We start from the raw sequence: 23953 nt of genomic DNA, 5'->3' as shown, positions 1-23953 counted from the left end.
CCCACCCCACTGAGGAGAGCCGCATGCCATCCCGAATCCCGCGCACCCTGCTCGCCGCCGCCCTGTCCACCATGGCCCTGCTGACCTCCGGCCCGCTCCTGGCCGCCCCCGCGCACGCCGCCCCGGCCGCCGCCTGGGACACCGACCGCGCGGCCGCCGCGTACGCCGTGAACCCCGCCGCCGTCACCGCCTCCGGCAGCGAGAACGCCGGCACCGCCGCCGGTCTCGCCTTCGACGGCAACGGCGCCACCCGCTGGTCCAGCAACTTCGCCGACGACGCCTGGCTCCGCGTCGACCTCGGCACCACCATCCGCGTCGACAGCGTCGTCCTGGACTGGGAGGCCGCCTACGGCAAGCGCTACGTCCTGGAGGTCTCCGGGAACGGCACCGACTGGACGCCCTTCTACACGGAGACCGATGGCACGGGAGGCTCCGTCACGGCCCACACCTACCCGCAGGAGGTCACCGGCCGCTACGTCCGCCTGCGCGGCCTGCAGCGCGCCACGACCTACGGCTACTCCCTCTGGAACTTCAAGATCTACGGCGGCGAACCGACCCCCGCCTCGACGACCCGCACCAACCTCGCCCTGAACCACCCGGCGTACTCCAACTACTACCAGCACGCGGGAAACTCACCGGCGTTCGTCACGGACGGCGGCTGGCCGGCCGACCTGAAATCCGACAGCACCCGCTGGTCCAGCGACTGGAACGCGGACCGCTGGGTGTCGGTGGACCTCGGCGCACAGTCGACGATCGACACGGTGGACCTGTACTGGGAGTCCGCGTACGCGGTCGACTACCTGCTCCAGGTCTCGGACGACAACCGCACCTGGCGCACGGTCTACGAACCGTCCGCCGCGGACATCGCCGCACGCCGGGCCAACGTGAAGTCGCCCTCCGACGCGACGGGCCTGCACGACACGGTGAGACTGCCGTCCCCGGCCACCGGCCGCTACGTCCGCATGCTCGGCAAGGAGCGCCGCTCCTTCTACAACCCGGCCCCCGCGACGGCCCAGTTCGGTTATTCCCTCTACGAGTTCCAGGTCTGGGGCACCGGCGGCTCCGCCTCCGCCGCCTACCCGTCGCTCCCGGCCGAACAGCAGGGCAGTTACCGCACCACCTTCTTCGACGACTTCACCGGCGCCGCACTCGACCGCGCCAAGTGGCGCGTCGTGCGCACGGGCACGGAAATGGGCCCGGTGAACGGGGAGTCCCAGGCCTACGTCGACTCCTCGGACAACATCCAGACCCGCGACGGCAGCCTGATCCTCATGGCCAAGTACTGCAAGGGCTGCACGAAGGCGGGCGGCGGCACCTACGACTTCACCTCGGGCCGCATCGACACCAACACCCACTTCGACTTCACGTACGGCAAGGTCAGCGCCCGAATGAAGCTCCCGGTGGGTGACGGCTTCTGGCCCGCCTTCTGGCTGCTCGGCAGCAACGTCGACAACCCGTCCGTCTCCTGGCCGGCCTCCGGCGAGACCGACATCATGGAGAACATCGGCTACGGCGACTGGACCAGTTCGGCCCTGCACGGCCCCGGTTACTCGGCGGACGGCAACATCGGCGCCCGCCAGACCTACCCGAACGGCGGCACCGCCGACCAGTGGCACACCTACGCCGTCGAATGGACCCCGACAGCCATGCGCTTCCACGTCGACGACCGCCTGGTCCAGGAGACGACCCGCAACAAGCTGGAGTCGACCCGGGGCCAGTGGGTCTACGACCACGACCAGTACATCATCCTCAACCTCGCCCTGGGCGGCGCCTACCCGGCCGGCTGGAACAAGGTGACCAGCCCCTACTGGGGCCTGCCGCAGTCCAGCGTGGACCGGATCGCGAGCGGGGGAGCGCAGGCCGAGGTGGACTGGGTGCGGGTGGAACAGAAGGGGTGACCTGGTCCCGCGTGCCGCGGTGCCCTGGCCGCCGATGCCCGCAAGCGGTGGGCGGGGCACCGGCGGCCGGGGGTCACCGGTGTCCGGTTACGCCGGAGCGCCGCCGGCGTAGTCACTGTTGAAGGTGGTCTCGACCGTGGTGGCCGTCGGCTGGGCGACGCCCGTGCCGGTGAGGATGATTCCCAGTTCCCAGTTGTTGTTCAGTGAGTTGCTGCTGAGGTTCATGGAGCCGGCTTCCACCTGCTGGGTGGACAGACCGTAATCGGCCACCATCGCCTTGGCGTGGATGTAGAAGCCGTTGGGGTTGGAGTACCCGACGACCTTTCCGCCCGCGGTCTTGATCGAGGACACCTGGCTGGCGTAGTTGGCGGGGTTCTCCAGCACGACCCGCACGGCGACGCCCGCCTTCGCCCGCGCCACGATGGCGTTGACCACCGTACTGTCGCTGAACTCCAGTTCCTCGACGTCGAGTTTCGTGGTGGCGCCGTTGATCACGGACAGCAGGCGGTTGCGGGAGTCGGTGGGGGACCAGAGCAGGTGGTCGCCGTCGGTCGGGGTGATCGAGGTGCCGCCGTAGTCGGCGTTGAAGACCTTCTCGATCGAGGCGACGTCCCGGGTGGGCAAAGGCTTCCTATCGCCTCTCCCGGCGGCCTTCGTGAGGGGCCCGCGGCCCGACATCAGCCCGTGGCTCGGCATCAGACCGGCCAGGACCCGACCGCGCCATCGTGATCAAGGCATGCCGCGCTCGGGCCTGCTGATCATGGGAGACCGGCCCGATGCGGCGGCTCGGACCGCCGGTGCGGATCTGCGGCTGCTGGCCGCGTCGTCTCCCCCCATGCGGCGGGCGGCAAGGTGTGGCGGAGCGGTGCCGCCGTTCGAGACGGCCTGGCATGGACATGTGCCCGGTGTGGCGGACGTGCGGATGTACGCTCCGCTCCGCACGGCCGGCGCCAAGCGGAGCTTCCGGTGAGCCGCCTGGTGAGGGTCCTGAGGGGTGAACGAGGGGTGCCCCTGTCGTGACTGGCGCCGGACGCCGAGAGTAGGCAGCTGCGCACTGTCCGACCTGCGAACCGTCCGAACTGCGCGCCCTGCGACCTGCGCGTCGCCCGGCCTTCGGATGACGCCCTCGGCGACTGGTGGCCTTCAACACAATTCACCCATTTGGGGTGGGTGAATGTGTATAAGTGGTTCAAAGGGTGGTTGTGCTCCTTAGGCAGTCAACCCGGAGAATCTGAGACCAACGGCATGGGAGAAGAGTTTGACCGCGGTACGGATACGACGCACCAGGCTGGTGGCTGCGGCCGGCGTACTCGGCGGCGTGCTCGCAGTTACGGCCCTGGGCGGCACCAGTAGCGCCGCCACCGGCGGCAATGACGCCGGAAGCCAGACGCAGGCTCCGGTGGATCAGACCGGAAGCCAGACGCAGGCTCCGGTGGATCAGGCGACCCCCCAGGACGCTTCCGATGCCCACATAACGATCACGCCCGGGCAAGGTGCCCACAACGTCGGGATCAACGACCCCGTGAAGGTCACCGTCAGTGACGGCAAGCTCACCAAGGTGACCATGACCGCCGTCGCGACCGGCGCCGAGATTCGGGGCACCCTCTCCTCGGACGGCACGTCCTGGAAGCCGGACAGCCCGCTGAAGCAGGCCACCAAGTACCAGATCGCCGCCGAGGGCCAGGACGCCGAGGGCCGCTCCGCCAGCGAGAACGCCACGATCGCCACGGTCTCCCCGGCCAACGACTTCATCGGGCACCTCTCTCCCCAGAACGGCTCGACCGTCGGCGTGGGCATGCCGGTGACCTTCACCTTCGACAAGGCGATCACCGACAAGGCCGCCGTGCAGTCGGAGATCCAGGTCAGCTCCAGCAGCGGCCAGCAGGTCGTCGGCCACTGGCTCAACGACGGGCGCCTGGACTTCCGCCCCGAGAACTACTGGAAGCCGGGCTCCACCGTCACCGTCGACATGAACCTCGGCGGCGTCCAGAAGACGGTCACCTTCAAGATCGGCCGGAGTCAGGTCAGCACGGTCGACGCCAGGACCAAGCAGATGACCGTCGTACAGAACGGCAAGAAGATCAAGACCATCCCGATCTCGTCCGGCAGCCCCGAGCACCCGACGTACAACGGTCAGATGGTCATCTCCGAGAAGTTCCGGCACATCCGTATGAACGCCGCGAGCGTCAACCTCACGGAGAAGGACGGCAAGCCCTCGTACGACATCGCGGCCGTGCCGCACGCCATGCGCCTGTCCGACTCGGGCACGTTCATCCACGGCAACTACTGGGGTGCCGACTCGGTCTTCGGCAAGGTCAACACCAGCCACGGCTGCGTGGGCCTGAAGGACGTCAAGGGCGGCGGCGACGCCAAGAAGCCCGCCGCCTGGTTCTTCGACCACTCGCTGATCGGTGACGTCGTGATCGTCAAGAACTCCGACGACAAGACCACGCTGGCCCCGGACAACGGCCTCAGCGACTGGAACGTGCCGTGGAGCGAGTGGGCCGCGGGCAGCGCGACCCACTGATGCGAGGGCGTATTCCACACGCCTGAACGTGACCGGCGCGCGGCACTGCCCTCGCGCCGGTCAGGCTGCGACCGGCGGCCGGACCCTGATCGGCTCCCCCTCAGGAACGGGCTCGGCTCCCGGTGCCAGATGCCGGCGCCGTTCGCTGCCGCTCGGCCTGGCGCTGTGGCGGCCCGCCGGAAATCTTCACAGGCGACGAGTGGTGCACAACGGACGTAGCGCGGATTCGCCTCGGCTGAGATTGGTATTTTGACCAGGCACCGGATCGTCCGCAGTGGGGAAGGGGATCCTGCCATGGCATGGGACGAGTGGGAGCAGCTCAAGGCCCAGGCGGCCGGGCGGGGGCAGACCCACATGCAGCTCAACCACGTGCCGCCGGACGGAGGTGGCGGCGGAGGCTCCGGGGACCTGGTGGTGTACCAGGACGATCTGGGTGCAGTGGGCCACGAGGCCGACATCCTGTACGACGACGTGAAGAGCCAGGCCGACATCGCCGGGACCGGCAACGGCTCGACGGCACAGGCCGCCGCCACCTTGAAGTCGCACGGCTTTCAGACCGGCGGTGCTCTGGAGACGACCGTCGAGATGTGGACCTCGCAGGTCAAGGCTGTGCTGCAGGCTTGCGCCCACATCTCCGACCACCTGGACTACACCCAGAAGCGGCACACGGAAGACGACGCCAAGATCGGTACCGTGCTCCGTGGCAGTGACGGCTCAGCCACGTCCGTGTCCCAGCTCAACGAGTACTTCAAGTACGGGGACCGCTGATGGCTCTCACCTTCTCTGACCTCGTCGAGGTCGACCTCGGCAAACTCGCGAATGCAGTGTTGGACTGGAAGAAGGCCGTCGACGGCCTCAAGAAGTCGGCGGAGAACGCTCGTACGGGGCTGCAGGGCAAGTCGGATTCCGCGCGGTGGGCCGGTGTGAACGCCACGGTGACGAGGGGGTTCGTGGCCAAGACGGCCAAGGAGATCTCCGACCTCCACACCGAGGCCAACAGCATCTACCAGGTTCTCGAGGACGGGCACACCGAGCTCGAGTCGCTGCAGAAGCAGATGAAGAGCGCCGTCCATGACGATGCCGCGAAGCTCGGGATCCGTGTCGAGGACATCGGCGGCGGCAGGGTCCGCTGCTTCTTCCCGCACGTGCGCGGTGACACCGACGAGCGCACCCAGGACCAGCTCGACCAGCGGCAGGAGCTGGAGGACCGGATCAACCGGATCCTCGCCCATGCCGCCGAGATCGATGCTTCGGTCGCTCGCGCACTCGCCAACAGCCATGGCGGCGATCCCTACAACGCGGGCCACAGCAAGTACGAGTCCCTCAACGACGCCGAGGTCGAGCGCGCCGTCGAACTGGCTCGCAAGGGCGCCAAGATGTCCGACGCGGAGCTGCACGAGCTCAACGAGCTCCTGCGTTTCAACTCCGCCGAGAAGGATGGCGAGTTCGCCACCGAGTTCTACGAGGGACTCGGCGGGCCGGAGAAGACCCTCCAGTTCTACGCCGCGATGTCGATCGACGGCACCGGCGGCGACGCGAGCAAGACCCGGCTCGACGCGGTACAGGACCTGCAGAAGGTCATGGGTTACACGCTCGCCAACGCCACGGACCCCGACCACAAGCAACACCTGTCTGACGACTGGGGCGCGCAGTTCCGGCGCCTGGGCACCCAGCAGATCGGCTGGGAACGGGGCCAGTGGAACAAGCCCTACGGCTACCAGGTCCTCGGCGGCCTGCTGCGCTACGGCAACTACGACCCCCGCTTCATCAATCCCATCGCGGAGCACATCACCCAGCTCCACAAGAAGGACCCGTACTTCTTCCTGTCCAACAAGCCTGCAGGCAGCCCGGACACGTACGGATTCAATCCCTCCGGCAGGCTGGGCTCGGGCAACGACCCGTTGAACAGTGTCCTGGAGTCGCTGGGCCACAGTCCGGAGGCCGCGGAGAAGTTCTTCACCGGAACGCCGACTGCGTACAACGAAGACGGGACGGTGAAGAAGGGCGGTGACCCCGGCTTCACCTCGTACCTCGACGTCTTCACCGACAAGGACTTCGAGTGGACGGTCGATACGAACGCCACGAACGTCCTGGCCGACGAGGACAAGACCAAGGCGGCCCTGACCTTCGGTCCTGAGGCCCTCGGCCAGGCACTGGAGGCGGCGACCACCGGCCGGCCGTACGACAGCGACGCCTCTGCCGATGCAGTTCAGCACACCGAGGCGCAAGCGCATCTGGTCAGCGACATCGTCAACAAGTTCGGAGGCGACCCGGAACTCATCCGGCACAACGAGAACGGGGATCTGGACGGAGAGGAGACCGGTCCGCTGTACGGGCTGCGCGGAAGCCTCGGCGACATCACCGCCGAGTACATGGGCGACTTCCAGCGAGCCATGTACGACGAGGACCCCAGCAGCGACCTGTTCCCCTCGTTCGGCGCCTCGGCCGATCTCGATGCGAACAACGTCGCCCGCTTCCTGGGTGAGGTGGGTCAGGACCCCGACGCCTATTCCGCCATCACCACCGCACAGCAGACGTACACGACCGATGTCGTGGACCACGTCATCAACGACCCCACCCACTCGACGGCGTCGCTGGACGGGCGCGTGGGTGCCGCGGTCGCCCCCGGTTCGGCGATCGCCGGCATCATGAGCGATGCCCGGGCTCATGCGATCTACGAGTACCACACTGCTTCCGACACGGAGTTCAACGAGGCTGCGGCCGAGAAGCAGAAGTGGGTGAACCGCATCCTGGGCATGGGTCTGGAGAAGGTCGGAGAACGCGTCCCCGTCGCCGGCGCTCCTCTCGAATGGGCCTCGGAGGACATCCAGGAATCCATCATGAAGAGCATCGAGCAGGACACCTCGAACGAGGCGGAGACCGAAGCCGGCGCGGAATACACGAACGGCCGTGCGGCAGCTCTGGATTCCGCCCGGTCCGCCGTGGATCACGCTCTGCTGAACAACAACACCATCGACCCCGACACCGCCGACGATCTCAGGAGAGCCGCGCGCACATCGGCCGGTCACAGCCACTCCGACGGCGCCCAGTGGAAATCGGAGAGTAGCAAGCATTGAGATCCTCATCGCATGTCTCGCTCGGCAGCCTGATCCTCGTCGCCGTCACGATGGTGGGCTGCACTTCGGAAACGCACGAGCAGGAGTTCACCGTTCCGAAGACCCTCTGCGGGGTATCCGTCCCGACCCATGCGCTTGCACAGCTCCTGCCCGAGTCGGGTGAGCGGCTCACTGTGGAGCGTCGTGGAAGTCTCGACGACGGCTCCGCGCTGTGCGGTGTCAAGGTCGACGAGGACACGGTGCTGCAAGTGAGCGGAGAACGTATCGACGCCGGTGACTCGGCGCGGCACATCCTGCGTAGCCGACTCTCGATCCCGGAGCAGAAGTCCGCGGAGGGCGACTCGATCGCGTACGCCGATCACGCCGCTGTGTCGCTGATCAAATGCCGTGGTGCTGATGTCCAGGAAGACGTCAGCACCCTCGTCAAGGTGCTGAAGCCCGCCCGTCCGGATGAGTCTTCGATGAAGGAGCTGATCCAGGGATACACGGCTTCGCTGAAGAAGCAGCAAGTGTGCAAGCGGGCCTCTTGAACGGCGACCACGGCGGCCGGGCCGGAGATCGGGGAAACGCGGCAGCCGGTTCGGATCTTGGTCGGCGCTGGCCGCCGTCGTAGTTATCGCCGTGGCCGGCGTGGTGGCATGGCAGGTGTGGCCGTCCGAGGATTCCGCCGTCGCGGTGCCGGCGCGCGTCTGCGACGACGCCCTTCCCGGAGCCGATGTCGCGGCCCTCCTGTCGCCGACTGTTCTTCCCAGCAGGACGCGGTCAAGGCGCTGGTAGAAGTGGACGTGACGTACGAGAAGACAACCGACCGGGCAGTGATCCAGAAGATGGCCGCACTCGCGGCGGACACGCTGCGGCTCGAGGCTCGGAAGCTGTGGGCCTGTGGCGGTGCAGAGCACCTTCCGAACGGCACTCCGCGCGTCGGCTGAGTGCCAGGAAGTACCTCCGGTGTGCCCCGGTGCACCCTGCCAAGATCGCGTCGGCTTACCCCAGCCTTGCTTGCCGCTTCCGGCTGCGGTGGGGTCTCACCTGGGCGGTATATCGATCGACCGCCCCGGGCCCCAAGACCAGTGTCTGCACCACCGGGTAATCTCTGTTCCGTCGTCATTGCGGCCCGACGGGCTTCCGCTCCACTGAGGTGGAGTCTCGAAGGACATGCCCCCACCCGCACGAGTCATTTCGTGCTGCCTGGGGGAAGCCCTTGCTGTTCCGTGAGTCCGCGCAAACGATCGCCGAGAGGGCACTCGACAGTTCGCTCTACCTCCACCTCACCGAGCAGTTCGCGCACATGCACGGCTACCGGCCCAGCGCCGCTGAGGTCCGCTCCTGGGAGCGGAGCATCCCCGCATTCGCCGCCGCACTCAACGACGCCGGTCTCGGCGAAGTCGAGATCATGCTGGAGTACGCCCTTCCGCTGAACAGCAAGCGCGCCGACGCAGTCCTCGCCGGAGTGCATCCCGTCACGGGGGAGCCGTCGTACGTCGTCGTAGAACTGAAGCAGTGGAGCCAGGCGGAACCGGACGAGGACGATCCGGCGCTGTGCCGGATAGATGCCTACGCTCACCCCGTCCTCAACCCCATAGAGCAGGTACGCCGCTACTGCGAGTACCTCGTCAACTTCAACGGGGCCGTGGCCGAGCACCCGGGCCGAGTCAGTGGTGTGGCGTACCTGCACAACGCCACCGAGTTCGGCGTGGCTGGCCTCCGCGCCATCGAACTTGACGACTGCGGGCAGTTGTTCACCGGCGAAAGGCGCGGCGAGTTCATCGACCACCTCCGCGCCAAGCTCAGCGACAAGGTTCCCGGCGCCCGCGCGGCCGACGAACTCCGGGCGGGTAAGACGGTCCCGTCAAAGCAACTGATGTCGGTCGCGGCCCAGGAGGTACGCGAGCGCGAGCAGTTCGTGCTCCTGGACGAGCAGCAGGTGGCCTACCGCATGGTGCTCAACGCGGTACGCAAGGCCAAGCAGTCCGATCACAAGGAGATAGTGGTCATCACCGGTGGCCCCGGCACCGGCAAAAGCGTCATCGCGCTCTCCTTGCTCGGCGAGCTGTACCGGCAAGGCGTCCCGGCCCTGCACGCGACCGGTTCCCAGTCCTTCACCAAGACGATGCGCAAGGTGGCCGGCACCCGCAAGCGCGAGGTGCAGGACCTCTTCAAGTACTTCAACAGCTTCATGACCGCCGAGAAGAACACCCTCGACGTACTGATCTGCGACGAGGCCCACCGCATCCGCGAGACCTCTGCCAACCGCTTCACCTCGGCGACCCACCGCACCGGCAAGCGGCAGATCGACGAACTTATCGACGTCGCCCGTGTCCCCGTCTTCCTGCTCGACGAACACCAGGTGGTGCGCCCCGGCGAGATGGGCACGGTCGAGGACATCAAAGCGGCCGCTGCGGCCAAGGGCCTCGATTGTCATGTCGTGCCGCTGGAAAGTCAGTTCCGCTGTGGCGGCAGCGATGCGTACCTGCGCTGGGTGGTTCGCCTCCTCGGGCTTCAGTCCGGCGGTGCCGTTGTCTGGGAGCCCGACGACCGTATGCAGTTGCTGGTCGCCGACAGCCCCGGTGAACTGGAGGCGTTCCTCGAGAGCCGCCGGGCCCAGGGCTACGGCGCCCGTATGTCCGCGGGCTACTGCTGGCGCTGGTCCCCGGAACCCAAGCCCGGCGCTCCCCTCCCTGCCGACGTCGTCATCGGTGAATGGGCCAGGCCCTGGAACCTCCGCGGCGACCGTTCCGTCTCCGGTGCGCCGCCGTCCGCGCTCTGGGCCACCGACCCGGCCGGCTTCGGCCAGGTCGGTTGCGTCTACACCGCCCAGGGCTTCGAGTACGACTGGTCCGGCGTGATCATCGGCCCCGACCTGGTCTGGCGCGGCGACCGCTGGATCACGGACCGCACACAGTCCAAGGACCCGGTCTTCAAAAGGTCCACCTCCGACGCCGACGTCGACCGCTTGATCCGCAACACCTACAAGGTGCTGCTGACCCGGGGCATGATCGGCACGATCGTCTATTCGACGGACCCGGAGACCAGGGAGAAGCTACGGGAGTTGGTGGGAGGAGTAGTTCGGAAGGCGGTGCCGGTTTGGAAATAGGGCGTTCTGTGGATCCACCGCAGGGGCAGCCCGCGCCTCAGATCTGCCCAGCACCACCCGCAAGGGGTGGGTCATCCATCTCATCCCGTTTCGCGAACGCGGAGGTCCGCACTGATACCGGCACGTGAGGCCGACCGAGCGGGCGCGGGTGGGCGAGCAGCGCACCGAGACAATGGTTGGCCGCGGTGGGCTCAGACGTCACTGAGGCGCTGCATCGCCGCCTTGATCGCACTGATTTCGCCCATCAGCCGGTCGACGGCGGCGTCCAGGATGAGTACTTGATCGTGGGCGGACCAAAATCGGATGACCTCGCTCAACTCCTCTTCCCAGTATGCGTCCGGATCTCTTACTGGGAGTTCGAGATGCCGGGCCAGCTCGACGAAGCCCGGACCAGGTACCCGGGTTTCCTGTGCCACCACCAGTGCGGAAAGCATCGGCCGGCCGTGTAGCACCTCGTACCTGCTGACGTTGCCGAGCAACGGGAACAACGTGCGGAAGGGCGGTCGGCTCATCCCCGGGTTCCGGCCCTTCGGGTCGATCAGCAACCCCAGTTCCTTGTACGTCAGGCACGCGTCGCGCGGCTTCACCGGATCGGTCTCTCGCGCACGGTTGCTGAGGACCCGCTGGATGTCGCGCTCTGCTGGCGTCAGGGTGTCACGTCTAGGCTCCAGAGGTCGGAACGGTCCCGGACTGGCCCGTGATGCGGTACACGGGGGACCGCAGGGAGCGGCAACTTTAGAGCACCTCGTATACCTGCGGAAGTGGATCCCTTCGAGGAGACGCTTCAGACCACGCCCGCACCTGTGCTGCCGGTCCCTGCAACTCCGACACCCGCCCTTCACGGCTCCCCGCCCACCGCCCGGCTCCCTCGAAGAGTGATGCCAGAAACCTGTGGTAATCCACGAAATCCGATGCTCGCACCGCCCTCCTGAAGACCAGAGAGAACTCCTCGTGATGGTCGACCATGACACGCCGGCGGACGAGCCGCCGCTGTCCACGCTGTCAACGGTGCGGAACTGTCACCGCATGGCCTCCATCCCTACATCCGCCACAGCCTGGGCCGGAGGCGCGTACCGGATGCATCCCTCGAGATGCACCGGAGCATGGACGTTTTCCGCGGCGCATGCCCGGTCATTCCGACATCGTGATGATGTGGTGTGCTACCTCGCCACCACCGTCCGGGCCCATGGATCGCGGAGGTCAATGCCAGGGAGTCCGGCGTCCGTGCAGGGCCGTTTTGGTGGCGGGCTGGAACCCGCCCTGATGGGACCGCCACCCCGGTGGTGAGAGGGAGCCGCCGCGCGGCACCGAGTAGCCCGCGCCGGCCTACTCCGGAGGCGTCGGGGTCTCGGCCGTGCGGTACATCGCCTGGACGTCCAGCTCCAGTTGTACGGTCGGGCCGACGACCGCGATGCCGCGGGCCAGCATGGAGCGCCAGTTGAGGGTGAAGTCCTCGCGGTGCAGCTCCGCCTTCGCCAGGGCCGCGCAGCGCAGCTCCTGATCGTAACCGCCGTTCACCGTACCGAGGTACGTCGTGTCCAGGCCCACGGAGCGGCTGGTGCCGTGCATGGTGAGCGTGCCGTTCAGGGTCCACCTGGAGCCGCCCCGGTAGACGAACCGGTTGCTGGTGAAGTCGATGTACGGGTAGCGCTCGACGTCCAGGAAGTCGGCGGAACGCAGGTGGTTGTCGCGGGTCTTGTTGCCCGTGGCGATGCTGGCGGCGTCGATGCGCACCGAGACCTGGGATTCGCCCATGTCCGGGGCGATGCGGATGCCGCCGTTGAAACGGGTGAAGCGGCCGTGGACGTGGGCCATGCCCACATGCTTGGCGATGAACCGGATCGCGGTGTGCGGCGGGTCGAACAACCAGGTGCCGGGCGGCGGCAGTTCCAGCTGACGGGCGGGCAGCAGCGCGATGCGGGCCAGGGGGAGGGCGGCGCCCTCGGGTATGCCGACGTTGCTGCGGGCCGGGGTGAGGCCCTCCGCCGTGGCCATCACGCTGTAGGTGCCGGGCGGAAGTGCCGCCATGAACAGGCCGTACGGGTCGGTCGTGCCGCGCGCGACGACGCGGTGGCTGTCCAGCGCGGTCACCGTGATCTCGGCGCCGGGCATGGGCTGCCCCATGGGATCGACGACCTCGCAGCCGTACGCGCCCGCGCCGGCCGGCAGGGGCACCGACAGGCCCGGCGCGGCACCGGAAGCGTCGCGGGAACGCCGACGCCGGAGCAGTCCGAGGGCCATGCTGTTCACCTTTCCTCGCACGTGTGACCACCGTGGGACCGCGCCTGCGCCGGCGTCCCACGGTCACCAAAATGCGCCTCAGGGTGGTTGCAGGCGCGATGATGTCAACTGTTCAACGATCATAGGCGGACGGTGTGGGGTGGTTCGCTGCCGGGGAGGATTGCGGAAAGGCCTCTCGGCGTGCCGAATCACCGGGAAACTCCGTGATTACGGGCTGTGTGGTCATGGCCGACTCTCGATGCTTTGCATCGGTGCTGTGGCGAAGGCCACCCGGAAGCGTGCGATGTTCACGGGTGCCTCGCTGATCCATCACGGGGTCCACACGTGCCGTGGCTGCCTGTCCCGACAGCGGAACGGCCCGCCGGAGGAGCCGGCGGGCCGTTGCCTGAGAGGGCATGGACTAGTAGCTGTCGAGGGTGACCGTCGGCGTCTCGCCTGAGAGGTCGGCCGACCCCGTGAAGGTGTAGCTGTCCGACTGCTTCTGGTCGGACTTCGAGTCGTCTATCGAGTCGGTGACGGTGTACGTGACCTTGGCGTCGAAGGAGCCTTCCACGGTGACGTCGCCCGTCTCGTCGTCCACCTGGACGCTGACATCCGGCTCCGAGCCGAGGTCCCACTTCGCGTCCGACACCGTGCCCAGGTACTCGGAGGCGTAGACGGGGCAGTCCTCGGGCTCCAGGTCGGTCGCCGCGGAGAGGCACGACGTCAGGGCATCCCGCGTGGCCTGCCGCACGGCGTCCTCTCCGGCGGCGGTGAGCGTGAGGGTGAGGCTCGCCGAAGCCCCCGCGTCCTCCCCGGGCTCGACGGTGAGGTGGGTGTCGCCGCCCACCTCCAGGAGGGAGGAGTCGGCGGCGCCGCCGGTGGTCACGGCGCCCGGGAACACGGCGAGTTCACCGGTCGTGCCCTCGGCCTCCACGGCCACCTGCTTGCCGTTCACCCGTACGCCGGGCAGGGAGGAAGGCGCCGTCACCTCGATGTGCGCCAGGCCGTCCGAGACCTTCCACCGCGGCCACAGCCCGAAGTGCTTGTCCTTGTCGTCCGCGACCATGCTCAGGTCTGCCGTCCGCTTGTGGCCGCCGACGCTGTAGCTGACGGACACGCTGGCGTAGTCGTCGTCGCCGTCGACGTGTTCGACCTTCACATTGCCCAGCGGCGCCGCCTTCAACTGGGCGGCGAGAGCGGCGTCGCTCAGCAGCGGGTCGGACGACGGCCGGGCCGCGAGCCGGGCCAGAGCGTCGGCCGCGTGCCCCTCGGAGACGGCGTCCAGGTAGTCCTCGGCGGCGTTCTCCGGGCTGTACACCTGCGAGGCGATCAGCTTGTCGGCCGCGTAGCCTCCCGCGCCGAGCAGCACGACGATTCCGAGGGCCGTCGTGATCATCCGGGTGCGGCGACGGCTGACGGAGAGCGGAGGGTTCGTCAACGGCTCGGTCAGGGACGGAGAGAGGTACGCGGGCGCCTGGCGGCCGGTGCGGCCCAGGGCCTCCGCGAGGAGCGCCGCCCACTGGGGGTGCACCGTCTGGCCCGGCAGGCGGGTCAGCCATGCCGCCAACCGGGGGAAGGTTCCGGCCAGGGGCCGGGTCAGGAATCGCGCGGCCAGGGCTATCAGCGCACCCCAGGCGAGGGCGACGAGGATCGAGCTGGGCTCGAGCAGGCCGGCGGACACGTCGATGTGGGCGTCGCCGGACGCGGAGAGCAGCACCGACAGACGCAGGCTGCCCGACGTGCTCGCGCTGACGGTCACCAGCCATGCCAGCACCAGCCACAGCGGCGCCATGACGACGCCGATGCGCAGCGCCTTCCAGTTCCGCTCCCGCGGGTCGCGGCCGAACGCGTGGCGCATGGCGAACGGGAGGAACACCAGGACGGTGACCAGCAGGAGAAGGTACGCGGAGGCGGGCAGTCCGCCGTGCAGCAGACCGGCTTCCTCGCTGTGGTGCACGGCGGGCGAGTTGGACCCCGCCCAGCCGACCTGCGTGGACGCGGCACCCTCCGCCGAACTGCCGAGGGTCGCGCCCATCAGCCAGCCGCCGGCCAGGATCGCCACGTTGGGCGCACCGGACAGGAGGATGACCAGCGCCTTGCCGAAGCCGAGGTCGCCGGTGTCGCCGACGACGACGTAGACGAGCGAGGCGACGAACGCGGCGGCGAGCAGGCCGGCGGTGGCGGACACGGCGGTCACCGCCGCGGCCCACCAGTCCGACCAGCGCGCGGAGGCCCGCTGAACGGCCTGACGCACCCGGTGACGGCTCCGCGTACCGCAGTCGACCAGGAACACCAGCACCAACGCGTAGAACAGCGTCGGCCAGACGTCGACACCCAGGTCGACGGAGATCGGGAGGTCTTCGTCCGCCTCCAGCCCGTAGCCGGAGCCCGCGTGCGTCACGGCCAGGAGCAGGCTCATCGCGGCCGCGTAGACCAGCGCCGCCGCCGCCGAACGGCCCACGGCCCGGGCCATGGTGGGCGCCGGTGCCACGGCCTCACGGCGGCGCGCGAACCACCACACCGCCAGCAGCGCGGTGCAGGTCAGCAGGAGCGGCTGGAGGGTGAGGGCCAGGTCGCCCGCCCCACCGAAGCCGCTGTCGACGCCGTAGTCACCGGACCCGAACGGGTCGGAGCCGGTGGATCCCGCCGCCGAGAGGGACAGGGTTCCGCGCAGGGCCAGTCCGGCGAAGTAGGCGGCGGCGCGGAGCCAGTCGACGAAATCGCCGTGATGGCCGTCCGGGAGGAAGCAGACGCCGACCATCACCAGCATCAGAATCAGGGCGAATTGGGAACCGAGGGCGGCCAGGGCGTCGAGAGCGACGGCTTTCGCGGACGGCAAGTCCGGCTGGGCTGACCGCAACCAGGCCGCGAGCCGACCCGAGGGCGACGGCGGCACCTGGCTAGGGGGCGGCGCGAAAGGCGGCCGGCCGGGGGGAACGGCGGAGAACGGCTCAGCCGTGGCGGCGGTCGCGGTCGCGGCTGTAGCCGTGGCGGTGGCCGTGATCGGGGAGCCCGGAGGCGTAGGCGGGGCGAGCGGAAGCGGCGGGGCCGACGGCGGCGAGGTGGGAGCGTCGGCGGAGGATCCGCAGCTTCCGCAGAATCTCTGACCCTCGGGCAGGTCGGAGGCGCAGGACGAGCAGGTAGGCAAGGGGTTTCCTAAAAAGGCGGTGGAACCAGTGGGGACGAACAGCGAAGTGCTTCAGTGCCGCTCACGAAGCGGGGCTCATCTCCGAACGGCCGCTACAAGCAGGGAGTGCCGGCGGTTGCCCGCCATGGACGACTGGGATCGCTCGCGGGGCTGCAGGCCGTCCACGAGCAAGACATGAACATCTTGTGGATGTTGTGTGCAACGATCGGAGAGTATGGATATCACGTGAAGATCATCCATGCCAAGCCCTCCCCCATGCCGCACGCCGGTGGGGAAGTCGCCAGGTCAGAAGGGGTGCGGGTGAGCGGTGCGCGATAGACGGAGGCCGGTTCCGGCGAGAAGCAACAAAACCGCGAGGCCGGAAAACGCGCACGCCGCCGCGAAGACGTCCGACTTCTCGTCCTCGAACATGCCGACGGCGGTGAGCGCGAGGAATACGCCGGCGGTCTGGAAGCCGGTTCCCTTCGGCATGCGGTCCGCTGTCCGTCGGCGTCTGCGCGGGACCCAGAGGCGCAGAAGTTCCGCCGTCGCGGCGAGGGCGAAGATCCGTGAAGCGAACCTCACCCACAGGTGCGCCGTATTGTCTCCAAGTTCGCCCACGCCGACCAGTGTCGTCAGGCTGAAGTAGAGGATCGGCAGCAACCAGCCGAGGCTGGCGCGAAGTCCGGGCTGCGGCTGCGGCTGCGGCTGCGGCTGCGGCTGCGGTGGGTCTGTGACCTTGGCGAGACTGATCTTGGGGCGGGCCGCGCCGTTGACGGACGGTTCGGGGTCCGACGGGATGCGCGGCGACGGGATGCCCGGCAGGGGCGGTGCGTCCGGCAGTGCGCGCAGGGCGCGGGTCTGAGCGCGGCGGACCCGCCGCCCTACGTCGCCGTACTGGTCGATGTGGGCCGACAGTTGGGTCTGGAGGTCGAGCAACTGCTCAGCCATGGCGTCGAACTCGGCTCGGCGTTCGGCGGCGCGCTCCGCTGCCTCGCGATGGTCGGCGGTGAGGCCAGCCAGGGCGTCGCCGTGCAGGCGGCCGGCTTCTGCGCGGGCCTTTTCGGCGGCTATCGGTGCCTCCTTCAGCTCCTGCTGAAGACGCTTGCGCTCGGCTTCGATGATCTCGGCGATGCGGTGCCGTTCGTTCGGCGGCAGCTCGCGCGGGGCGCGGGCCTCGGCGCGGGCGATCGCGGAGTCGCGCCATGTGATGAGCGGACGGCCACGGTGTTCGCCGATACCGTTGATGTGGACCTTGCCGCCCCTGGTGCGGTGGATGTAGAGGACGTCGCCGCCCTTGCCATTGGGCGCCTTCCCCCAGCTGACACGCTTGAAATCCGCGGCTGTGCGTATGCCCTGCGCGGCGAGGTCGCGGATCAGTCCCTTGCCGATTCCGTTCACCTCGCTCGAGTTGAGGTACGTGCTGCTGAGTGTGCGCTCGATGGATTCGCGGCGCAGCACGGCCAGAGCCTGCTTCTCCTGGATGTCGCGCTTGCCGTCGAGTCCGTTCAGCCGGCGGGTGATCGAGGCCTCCTGGCGCACCTGACGCTCGTGGATGCGCTGCAGGGCCTTGCCGTTCGCCGCCTCGGCGCGGCCCTGGTCCCGTGCTTCGCGGTTCAGGCGCCGCTGATCGGCGAGCTCGAAAGTGCGTCGTTTGTCGAGGAGGCGGCGGAGGGCGCGGATCGACTCGATGAGCCGGCGGCGTTCTGCGCGTGCCTCGGAGGGAGAAGGGGCGGCGCTGCGCGGGGCGGGGGCGGACCCGTCCCGCTGCGTGGTCGTGCTGTCGATCAACGGAGTTCTCTCAGTGGGCCGAGCGGAAACGGGTGCGGGGTGAGTTAGTCAGGCCGGGTGGGCTTGTCCTGCCTGGCCAGAAGAGCGTGGTGCTTACACACGTCGACATTCCAGATGTGCGAAAGGTTGCACGGAGGTGTGAAGAGGATGTGCCCTTCTTGATGGCGGCCGGGTCCTGGCAGGGGGCTGCGGCGCTGCGTGGGCAACGCGGGGGGCGAACTAACGCGTTCGAGTGACGTTCTGCTGGGCGTGGGACATGCGGAGGCTCGCGGAGGTGCGCCGGGATCACTGTCTCCCAGTCGCCGAATGAACCGCATTGCGATGCCGTACGTACCTCCCGGCGTGGAAGGATCGTTCACCGTGAGCGCTACGGAGATCCACTCAGCCATGTCCGCCATGTCCGCGAACCGCACCGTCCTGCGCCGGGCCGGAGCCGTCGTCGCCCTCAGTGCTGTCGGTGTTCTCGCCGCGGCCGGTGTCGCGTCCGGGCATGTCACCGTCCACCCGGAGAGCTACGCCAAGGGAGCCACGGACGGAGTGCTGACCTTCCGGGTGCCCAACGAGGAGGACGGTGCCTCCACCAGCAAGGTGCAGGTCTTTCTGCCGACCGACCATCCTGTCCTCGGTGTTCTCGTTCACCCGCGGGACGGGTGGACGCCGAAGGTGACCACCACCAAGCTGAAGACACCGGTGAAGACCGATGACGGGACCATCACCGAGGCCGTCTCCCAGATCACCTGGACCGGCGGGAAGATCGGGGCGGGGGAGTACCAGGACTTCGATGTCGCCTTCGGAGAACTGCCGGACAACACTGGGCAGTTGATGTTCAAGACGCTGCAGACCTACTCCGACGGCAAGGTCGTCCGGTGGATCGAGGCGCCCAGTGGTGGGGAGGAGGCGGAGGATCCGGCGCCCACGCTCAAGCTGACGGCGGGTGGAGGGGATGCCGCCGCTCCCGCGGCTGCGAAGAGCGGGGACGCCGGCAGCGTGAAGGCGGCCGACGGGAGTGACGGCACCGCTCGGGGGCTGGGCATCGGTGGACTCCTCGTAGGAGTGCTGGGGCTGGCCGCGGCCGCCTTCGCCATCGTGCGGGGCGGGCGGCCCCCGAAGACGGACGCGTAGCCGGTCCGGGTCAGCGGCGGATCAGGCCCAGGTCCGTCGCCGTGGCCACGGCGGCCGTGCGGGAGTCGACGCCGAGTTTGGTGTAGGTACGGGCCAGGTGAGACTTGACGGTGCCCTCGGTGAGGTGGAGCCGTTGGCCGATCGCCTGGTTGGAGAGGCCCTGCGCGACCAGGGTCAGGACCTCCGTCTCGCGCCGGGTCAGGGCTACGGCCGGGGTGCGGAGGCGGTTCATCAGGCGGTCGGCGACGGTCGGGGCCAGCGCGGTGCGGCCGGCGGCGGCCGTGCGTACCGCCGCCGCCAGCTCCTCGGGGTGGGCGTCCTTGAGGAGGTAGCCGGTGGCGCCCGCCTCGATGGCGGGCAGCGTGTCCGCGTCGGAGTCGTAGGTGGTGACGATCAGGACCCGTGGGGCGCCGGGGCGGGCGGTGATGCGGGCGGTGGCCTCGGCGCCGCCCATGCCCCCGCCGAACCGCAGGTCCATCAGGACGACATCGATGTCGCCCTCGGCGGCCCGGGTGACCGCGTCCTCGGCGGTGGCGGCCTCGGCCATGACGACGATGCCGGGCTCGGTCTCCAGCACGGCGCGCAGCCCTGCCCGTACCACCGGGTGGTCGTCGGCCAGCAGCAGGCGGATGGGGCCGCTGCCGGACGTGACTCGACTGGGGTCGTTGGGCATGGCAGAGCTGTGCTTGCCGGGCACGGCAGAGCTGGGCTTGCCGGACACAGCCGGGCTTGGGTTGCCCGGTGCGGCCGGGCTGGGGCTGTCGGTCATGGGTGGGCCTCGGGTTCGCCGGCTTCGGGCGCGGGTGCGCGCGGGGTCAGGGGGAGTCGGGCGGACAGGGAGGTGCCCCGGCCGGGGGAGGGGTCGATGGTGAGGGTGCCGCCCAGCCCGCTCATCCGGGCGCGCATCGCGGCGAGGCCGAAGCCGCCGTCGTCCGGGTCGGGGGGCGGTAGCAGGACTGGGTCGAATCCGGTGCCGTCGTCGGCGATGTCCACGGCGACCTGGTCGTCGAGGTGGGTGAGGGTGACGTCCGCGGTGGTGGCGCCGGCGTGGCGGACGGTGTTGGCCAGGGCGGACTGGGTGATCCGCAGGAGGGCCACCTCGTGCGCGGTGGGCAGGGCGACCGGGGTGCCCTTGAGGTGGAAGCGGACGGTGAGGGGGTGGCGGGTGGAGGCCGTGGCGCACAGGCGTTCCAGCGCGCCGGCCAGCGTGGTGCCCTCGAGAGCCGGCGGGGTGAGGGCGGCGACAAAGCGGCGGGCCTCGGCAAGGTTGTCCACGGCCGCCTGACGGGCCTGGTCCACATGGCGGGCGGCGGCCTCGGGCCGCTCCGGCAGGGCGCGTTCGGCGGCGCGCAGCAGGAGCTGGATGCTGGACAGTCCCTGGGCGAGGGTGTCGTGGATCTCGCGGGCCAGGCGTTCGCGTTCGGCGAGCACCCCGGCGGTGTGCTGGGCCCGGGCCAGGTCGGCGCGGGTGGCGGTCAGTTCCTCGATCAGCCGGCGGCGCTGCTCGCTCTCCCGGTACAGGGCCTGGTACCCCCACACCACCGCGACGGCCACGGCGGCGCCCAGCGCCGGGCCGATCGCCATGGCGACGCTGAAGGCGTGCTGATGGGCGGCGAAGGCGGTGATCGCCGCGAGCGCGGTCGCCACGACCGCCACCAGAGCGGTCCGGCGCGGCAACAGGTGGAGCTGCAGGAAGTACAGCGGGAAGGCCAGCCAGACGCCGTCGGCGGACAGGGCCAGCAGCACCAGCCAGGCGGCGCCGAGGCAGGCCAGCCATACCGTCGCCGACCGGCGTGACCCACGTACACCGGGCAGCAGCGGGCCGGCCGCGTACACCAGGCCGCAGGCCGCGCCGGCGGCGACGGTCGCCCCCGGGCGCGGACCGCCGTCGGTCAGGGCCCGCCCCGCGGCCAGCGCGAGCAGGCCGGCGATCAGCAGGTGCAGACACCAGGCCAGGACCCGGCTGGTCGGGATCGGGGTGGGGGCGGGGGGAGAGGAGTTCACAGTGCGTCCAGGCTACGGAGGCGGACCCCCGAGGGGCCTCCATCGAAAGTTACAACCCGGATGCCGCCTTTCCGGCCCGTGAAGTGCGGTCCCTTGCCAGATGCCCGGCTGGGCGGCCGTCGGCGACGGTAGGGACCTACCCGTTCGACCAGCCGTCGACAACCTCGTCGACCCTCTGTCGACCGCCCGTCGACCCCCGTCGGCCACCGATGTCGACGCCGACCGAGAGGACAGGCCACCCCGTGTTCGTCGCCTGGAGAGACCTGAGGTTCGCCAAGGGGCGCTTCGCCCTGATGGGAACCGTCATCGTGCTGATCACCCTGCTGGTCGGGCTGCTGTCCGGGCTGACGGCCGGGCTCGGCAGGCAGAACGTCTCCGCGATCACCGGGCTGCCGGCGGACCGGATCGCCTTCCAGGCCCCCACCGGCGGACAGGGCCCGTCCTACTCCGACTCCACCGTCACCGCACGCCAGTGGCGGCAGTGGGCCGAGGCGCCGGGCGTCGAGCGTGCCGAACCGCTGGGGATCACCACGACCAGGGCCACCGCCGGGGACCGGAGTACCGCGGTCTCCGCGTTCGGCGTCGAGCCCGGCTCCTCGCTCGCCCCGGACGGCGGACGGATCGACGACCGGTCCGCGGTGCTGTCCACCACGGCCGCCGGCGACCTCGATCTCGCCCCCGGCGGCTCCCTCACCCTGGCCGGGCACCGGCTGACCGTCGCCGCCGTCCGGGGCGACGCCTCCTTCAGCCACACCCCGGTGATCTGGACCAGCCTGGACACCTGGCGGCGGACCGCGCCGCCCACGGACACGGCCCACGGCCCCACCGCCACCGTCATCGCCCTGCGCACCACCTCCGGGGCGGAGATCACGGCCACCGACCGGCGGACCGGCACCAGGACGGTCACCACCGGGGACTCGCTCTCCGCGATCGGCTCCTACACCTCGGAGAACGGCTCCCTGCAGCTGATGCGCGCATTTCTGTTCGCCATCTCGGCCCTGGTCATCGGCGCCTTCTTCACCGTGTGGACCATCCAGCGCAGCGGCGACGTCGCCGTCCTCAAGGCGCTCGGCGCCTCCACCGCGAGCCTGCTCAAGGACGCCCTCGGCCAGGCCGTCGTCCTGCTCGTCGGCGGCACCCTGGCCGGCACCGGCATCGCCGCCGCCGTCGGCGCCCTCGCGGCCGGGTCGGACGTACCGTTCCTGCTCAGCCCCGGCACGGTACTGCTGCCCGCCGCGGTGATGGTCCTGCTCGGCACCCTCGGCGCCGGCCTGTCCATCCGCCGGATCACCTCCGTCGACCCGCTGACCGCCCTGGGGAGCGCCCGATGAGCCTCGAACTGACCGACATCACTCTCACCTACCCGGACGGCGGGACCCGGCTGACCGCCCTCGACCGAGTCACGCTCCAGGTCCCCAAGGGCAGCCTCACCGCCGTCGTCGGCCCCTCCGGCTCCGGCAAGTCCAGCCTGCTGGCCGTCGCCGCCACCCTGATCACCCCCGACGCCGGCACCGTCACCATCGACGGCACCCCCACCACCGGCCTGAGCCGCGGCGAACTCACCGAGCTGCGCCGCCACCGGATCGGCATCGTCTTCCAGCAGCCCAACCTGCTCCCCTCCCTCACCGCCGCCGAACAGCTCCAGGTCATGGCCCGGATCGACGGCCGCGACCCCGGCAGGACCCGCGGCCGGGCCCTCGAACTCCTCGACGCGGTGGGCCTCGCGGACCAGGCCCACCGCCGGCCCCACCAGCTTTCCGGCGGGCAGCGCCAGCGCGTCAACATCGCACGCGCCCTGATGAACGACCCCACCGTGCTGCTGGTCGACGAACCCACCAGCGCCCTCGACCACGAACGCGGCGCCGCCGTCATCGAGCTGATCACCCGGCTCACCCACCAGCGGGCCACCGCCACCGTCCTGGTCACCCACGACCGCGCCCACCTGACCGCCGCCGACCGGATAGCCGAGGTCCACGACGGACGCCTCCGCCGCCCCGCACCGACCGGCTGACGGTGCGAAACGGCGGAGGCGTCCCCGGCACGCAGCCACTGGCCTCCAGCACCCGACCTCCGGCACCCGGCCATTGGCCTCCGGCACCCGGCGACTGGCCTCCGGCACCCGGCCACTGGCCTCCAGCACCCGGCCTCCGGCACCCCGGCCTCCGGCCTCCGGGAGGCCAGTGGCCTCCCGGAGGCCCTCAGCGCGTCGCCAGCTCCAGCTCCCGCACCAGCGGCTCGCCGACCGCCCCCTGGGGGGCCGTCCGCCCCTCGTCCGTACGGGAGTCGCGCCACAGCCACCGCACGTCCCGGCCGAACGACCACACCAGCGAGCCCAGCGACAGCACCACGATCGCCAGGTTCGCCGGGTGCGGCAGCAACTCGGCGCCGGCCAGCAGCAGGCAGATGCCCTGGAGCGCGGCGACCGTCTTGCGGGCGAAGGACGACGGCAGCGGGGCGTTCAGCCAGGGGGCGAAACGGGCCGCCGCGACGAACACGTACCGCATTCCGCCGATCAGCAGCACCCAAGGGCCCTGCTGCGTCGCCACGTACACGCTCAGCACCAGGATCAGGAACGCGTCGACCTCCATGTCGAAGCGGGCGCCGAGCGCGGTGGAGGTGCCGGTGTGGCGTGCCACCTTGCCGTCCACGCCGTCCAGCAGCAGCGCCACGGCGGTCAGGCCGACCAGCAGCGTCACCGGCGGCGCGCTCTCGAAGGAGTCCGCGACCAGCGCGGTCACCCCGCCGACCAGGGTGGCCCGGCCGAGGGTCACCCGGTTGGCGGGGCCGAAGGAGCTGAGCCGGGAGCGGTGCAGGGCGCGCGAGAGGACCGCCCAGGTGGCGAACGCGAAGGCCAGCCCCGTCAGCCAGCCGGCCGGCCCCATGCCGATCGCCGAGCCGAGCAGGGCGAGCAGCAGGAGCTGTATGCCCGCTCCGACAGCGGTCTCCTGCTGGAGCCTCGCGTCATACGTGTTGTTCAGGGCCACCGCACACCCTCCGGCCGAGTGACAGAGTCGATCAACGCCGCGTACTCTGCGCGGCCTGTGCACATCTCGGTACGTGAACAACTTCCCGATCGTTCAGGAGGATGCC

Annotated in this window: 18 protein-coding genes; 10 read left to right on the top strand and 8 right to left on the bottom strand. The window is 69.6% G+C overall.

Annotation, left to right across the window (positions count from 1 at the left end; translation table 11 throughout):
- Positions 1-23 precede the first annotated feature (23 nt).
- Positions 24-1898, top strand: a complete 1875-nt coding sequence (locus tag ACFVVO_RS26325) for a discoidin domain-containing protein (RefSeq protein ID WP_390058061.1) — start codon at positions 24-26, stop codon at positions 1896-1898.
- A gap of 87 nt (positions 1899-1985) precedes the next feature.
- On the opposite strand, the gene ACFVVO_RS26320 is transcribed toward ACFVVO_RS26325, so the two are convergent.
- The gene (locus ACFVVO_RS26320; RefSeq protein WP_390058060.1) at positions 1986-2522 is read right to left on the bottom strand and encodes a phospholipase D-like domain-containing protein; all 537 of its coding nucleotides are present in this window, start codon (positions 2520-2522) and stop codon (positions 1986-1988) included.
- A gap of 634 nt (positions 2523-3156) precedes the next feature.
- Between ACFVVO_RS26320 and ACFVVO_RS26315 the strand changes: the two genes are divergently transcribed.
- The 6 genes from ACFVVO_RS26315 (at position 3157) to ACFVVO_RS26290 (ending at position 10596) form a co-directional block, all read left to right on the top strand.
- The gene (locus ACFVVO_RS26315) at positions 3157-4425 is read left to right on the top strand and encodes an Ig-like domain-containing protein (RefSeq protein ID WP_390058059.1); all 1269 of its coding nucleotides are present in this window, start codon (positions 3157-3159) and stop codon (positions 4423-4425) included.
- A gap of 294 nt (positions 4426-4719) precedes the next feature.
- On the top strand, positions 4720-5193 hold the full coding sequence (locus tag ACFVVO_RS26310) for a hypothetical protein (protein ID WP_390058058.1): 474 nt from the start codon (positions 4720-4722) through the stop codon (positions 5191-5193).
- On the top strand, positions 5193-7502 hold the full coding sequence (locus ACFVVO_RS26305; RefSeq protein ID WP_390058057.1) for a hypothetical protein: 2310 nt from the start codon (positions 5193-5195) through the stop codon (positions 7500-7502). Before ACFVVO_RS26310 ends, ACFVVO_RS26305 begins: the two co-directional genes overlap by 1 nt.
- Entirely contained in the window at positions 7499-8032 is a 534-nt protein-coding gene (locus tag ACFVVO_RS26300; protein WP_390058056.1) for a hypothetical protein, read from the top strand. Before ACFVVO_RS26305 ends, ACFVVO_RS26300 begins: the two co-directional genes overlap by 4 nt.
- A 255-nt stretch (positions 8033-8287) precedes the next feature.
- Positions 8288-8431: a hypothetical protein gene (locus ACFVVO_RS26295; protein ID WP_390058055.1), complete on the top strand. Its 144-nt coding sequence runs from the start codon at positions 8288-8290 to the stop codon at positions 8429-8431.
- Between the two features lie 272 nt (positions 8432-8703).
- Complete coding sequence (locus ACFVVO_RS26290) at positions 8704-10596, top strand: DNA/RNA helicase domain-containing protein (RefSeq protein WP_390058054.1); 1893 nt, start codon at positions 8704-8706, stop codon at positions 10594-10596.
- A gap of 191 nt (positions 10597-10787) precedes the next feature.
- Here ACFVVO_RS26290 and ACFVVO_RS26285 read toward each other — a convergent pair whose 3' ends face one another.
- The 4 genes from ACFVVO_RS26285 to ACFVVO_RS26270 form a co-directional block, all read right to left on the bottom strand.
- Positions 10788-11183, bottom strand: coding sequence for a hypothetical protein (locus tag ACFVVO_RS26285; RefSeq protein ID WP_390058053.1), 396 nt, complete (start codon positions 11181-11183; stop codon positions 10788-10790).
- Positions 11184-11922: 739 nt separating this feature from the next.
- Positions 11923-12837, bottom strand: a complete 915-nt coding sequence (locus tag ACFVVO_RS26280) for a YceI family protein (protein WP_390058052.1) — start codon at positions 12835-12837, stop codon at positions 11923-11925.
- 400 nt (positions 12838-13237) lie between these two features.
- Positions 13238-15658, bottom strand: a complete 2421-nt coding sequence (locus ACFVVO_RS26275) for a hypothetical protein (RefSeq protein ID WP_390058051.1) — start codon at positions 15656-15658, stop codon at positions 13238-13240.
- A 594-nt stretch (positions 15659-16252) separates the two neighbouring features.
- Entirely contained in the window at positions 16253-17737 is a 1485-nt protein-coding gene (locus tag ACFVVO_RS26270; RefSeq protein WP_390058050.1) for a hypothetical protein, read from the bottom strand.
- A gap of 396 nt (positions 17738-18133) precedes the next feature.
- On the opposite strand from ACFVVO_RS26270, the gene ACFVVO_RS26265 reads away from it, so the two are divergent.
- Positions 18134-18859: a YcnI family protein gene (locus ACFVVO_RS26265; protein WP_390058272.1), complete on the top strand. Its 726-nt coding sequence runs from the start codon at positions 18134-18136 to the stop codon at positions 18857-18859.
- A 10-nt stretch (positions 18860-18869) separates the two neighbouring features.
- Here the strand turns inward: ACFVVO_RS26265 and ACFVVO_RS26260 are convergent, their stop codons facing one another.
- A complete protein-coding gene (locus ACFVVO_RS26260) occupies positions 18870-19532 on the bottom strand; it encodes a response regulator (protein ID WP_390058049.1) in 663 nt (220 codons plus the stop codon).
- Positions 19533-19624: 92 nt separating this feature from the next.
- Positions 19625-20863, bottom strand: coding sequence for a sensor histidine kinase (locus tag ACFVVO_RS26255; RefSeq protein WP_390058048.1), 1239 nt, complete (start codon positions 20861-20863; stop codon positions 19625-19627).
- A gap of 242 nt (positions 20864-21105) precedes the next feature.
- Here ACFVVO_RS26255 and ACFVVO_RS26250 point away from each other — a divergent pair, with 242 nt between their 5' ends.
- Together ACFVVO_RS26250 and ACFVVO_RS26245 are read left to right on the top strand one after the other, a co-directional pair.
- Positions 21106-22194 carry an ABC transporter permease gene (locus ACFVVO_RS26250; RefSeq protein WP_390058047.1) on the top strand — a complete coding sequence of 363 codons (1089 nt, stop codon included), beginning with the start codon at positions 21106-21108 and terminating at the stop codon, positions 22192-22194.
- Entirely contained in the window at positions 22191-22874 is a 684-nt protein-coding gene (locus tag ACFVVO_RS26245; RefSeq protein WP_390058046.1) for an ABC transporter ATP-binding protein, read from the top strand. The genes ACFVVO_RS26250 and ACFVVO_RS26245 overlap by 4 nt, the downstream gene beginning before the upstream one ends.
- 187 nt (positions 22875-23061) lie before the next feature.
- On the opposite strand, the gene ACFVVO_RS26240 is transcribed toward ACFVVO_RS26245, so the two are convergent.
- Positions 23062-23847, bottom strand: coding sequence for a CDP-alcohol phosphatidyltransferase family protein (locus tag ACFVVO_RS26240; protein WP_390058045.1), 786 nt, complete (start codon positions 23845-23847; stop codon positions 23062-23064).
- Positions 23848-23953 lie beyond the last annotated feature (106 nt).

Source organism: Streptomyces sp. NPDC058145, from assembly GCF_042884245.1.
GTDB lineage: Bacteria > Actinomycetota > Actinomycetes > Streptomycetales > Streptomycetaceae > Streptomyces.
Note: the sequence above shows the minus strand (reverse complement) of the source record. Positions and strands in the feature narration are given on the sequence as shown.

Bases quoted from the DNA above. Each gene is read 5' to 3' on its own strand.
- ACFVVO_RS26325 (WP_390058061.1), top strand. From the start codon at position 24: ATGCCATCCCGAATCCCGCGCACCCTGCTCGCCGCCGCCCTGTCCACC.
- ACFVVO_RS26310 (WP_390058058.1), top strand. From the start codon at position 4,720: ATGGCATGGGACGAGTGGGAGCAGCTCAAGGCCCAGGCGGCCGGGCGG.
- ACFVVO_RS26305 (WP_390058057.1), top strand. From the start codon at position 5,193: ATGGCTCTCACCTTCTCTGACCTCGTCGAGGTCGACCTCGGCAAACTC.
- ACFVVO_RS26280 (WP_390058052.1), bottom strand. From the start codon at position 12,837: ATGGCCCTCGGACTGCTCCGGCGTCGGCGTTCCCGCGACGCTTCCGGT.
- ACFVVO_RS26265 (WP_390058272.1), top strand. From the start codon at position 18,134: ATGTCCGCGAACCGCACCGTCCTGCGCCGGGCCGGAGCCGTCGTCGCC.
- ACFVVO_RS26260 (WP_390058049.1), bottom strand. From the start codon at position 19,532: ATGCCCAACGACCCCAGTCGAGTCACGTCCGGCAGCGGCCCCATCCGC.
- ACFVVO_RS26245 (WP_390058046.1), top strand. From the start codon at position 22,191: ATGAGCCTCGAACTGACCGACATCACTCTCACCTACCCGGACGGCGGG.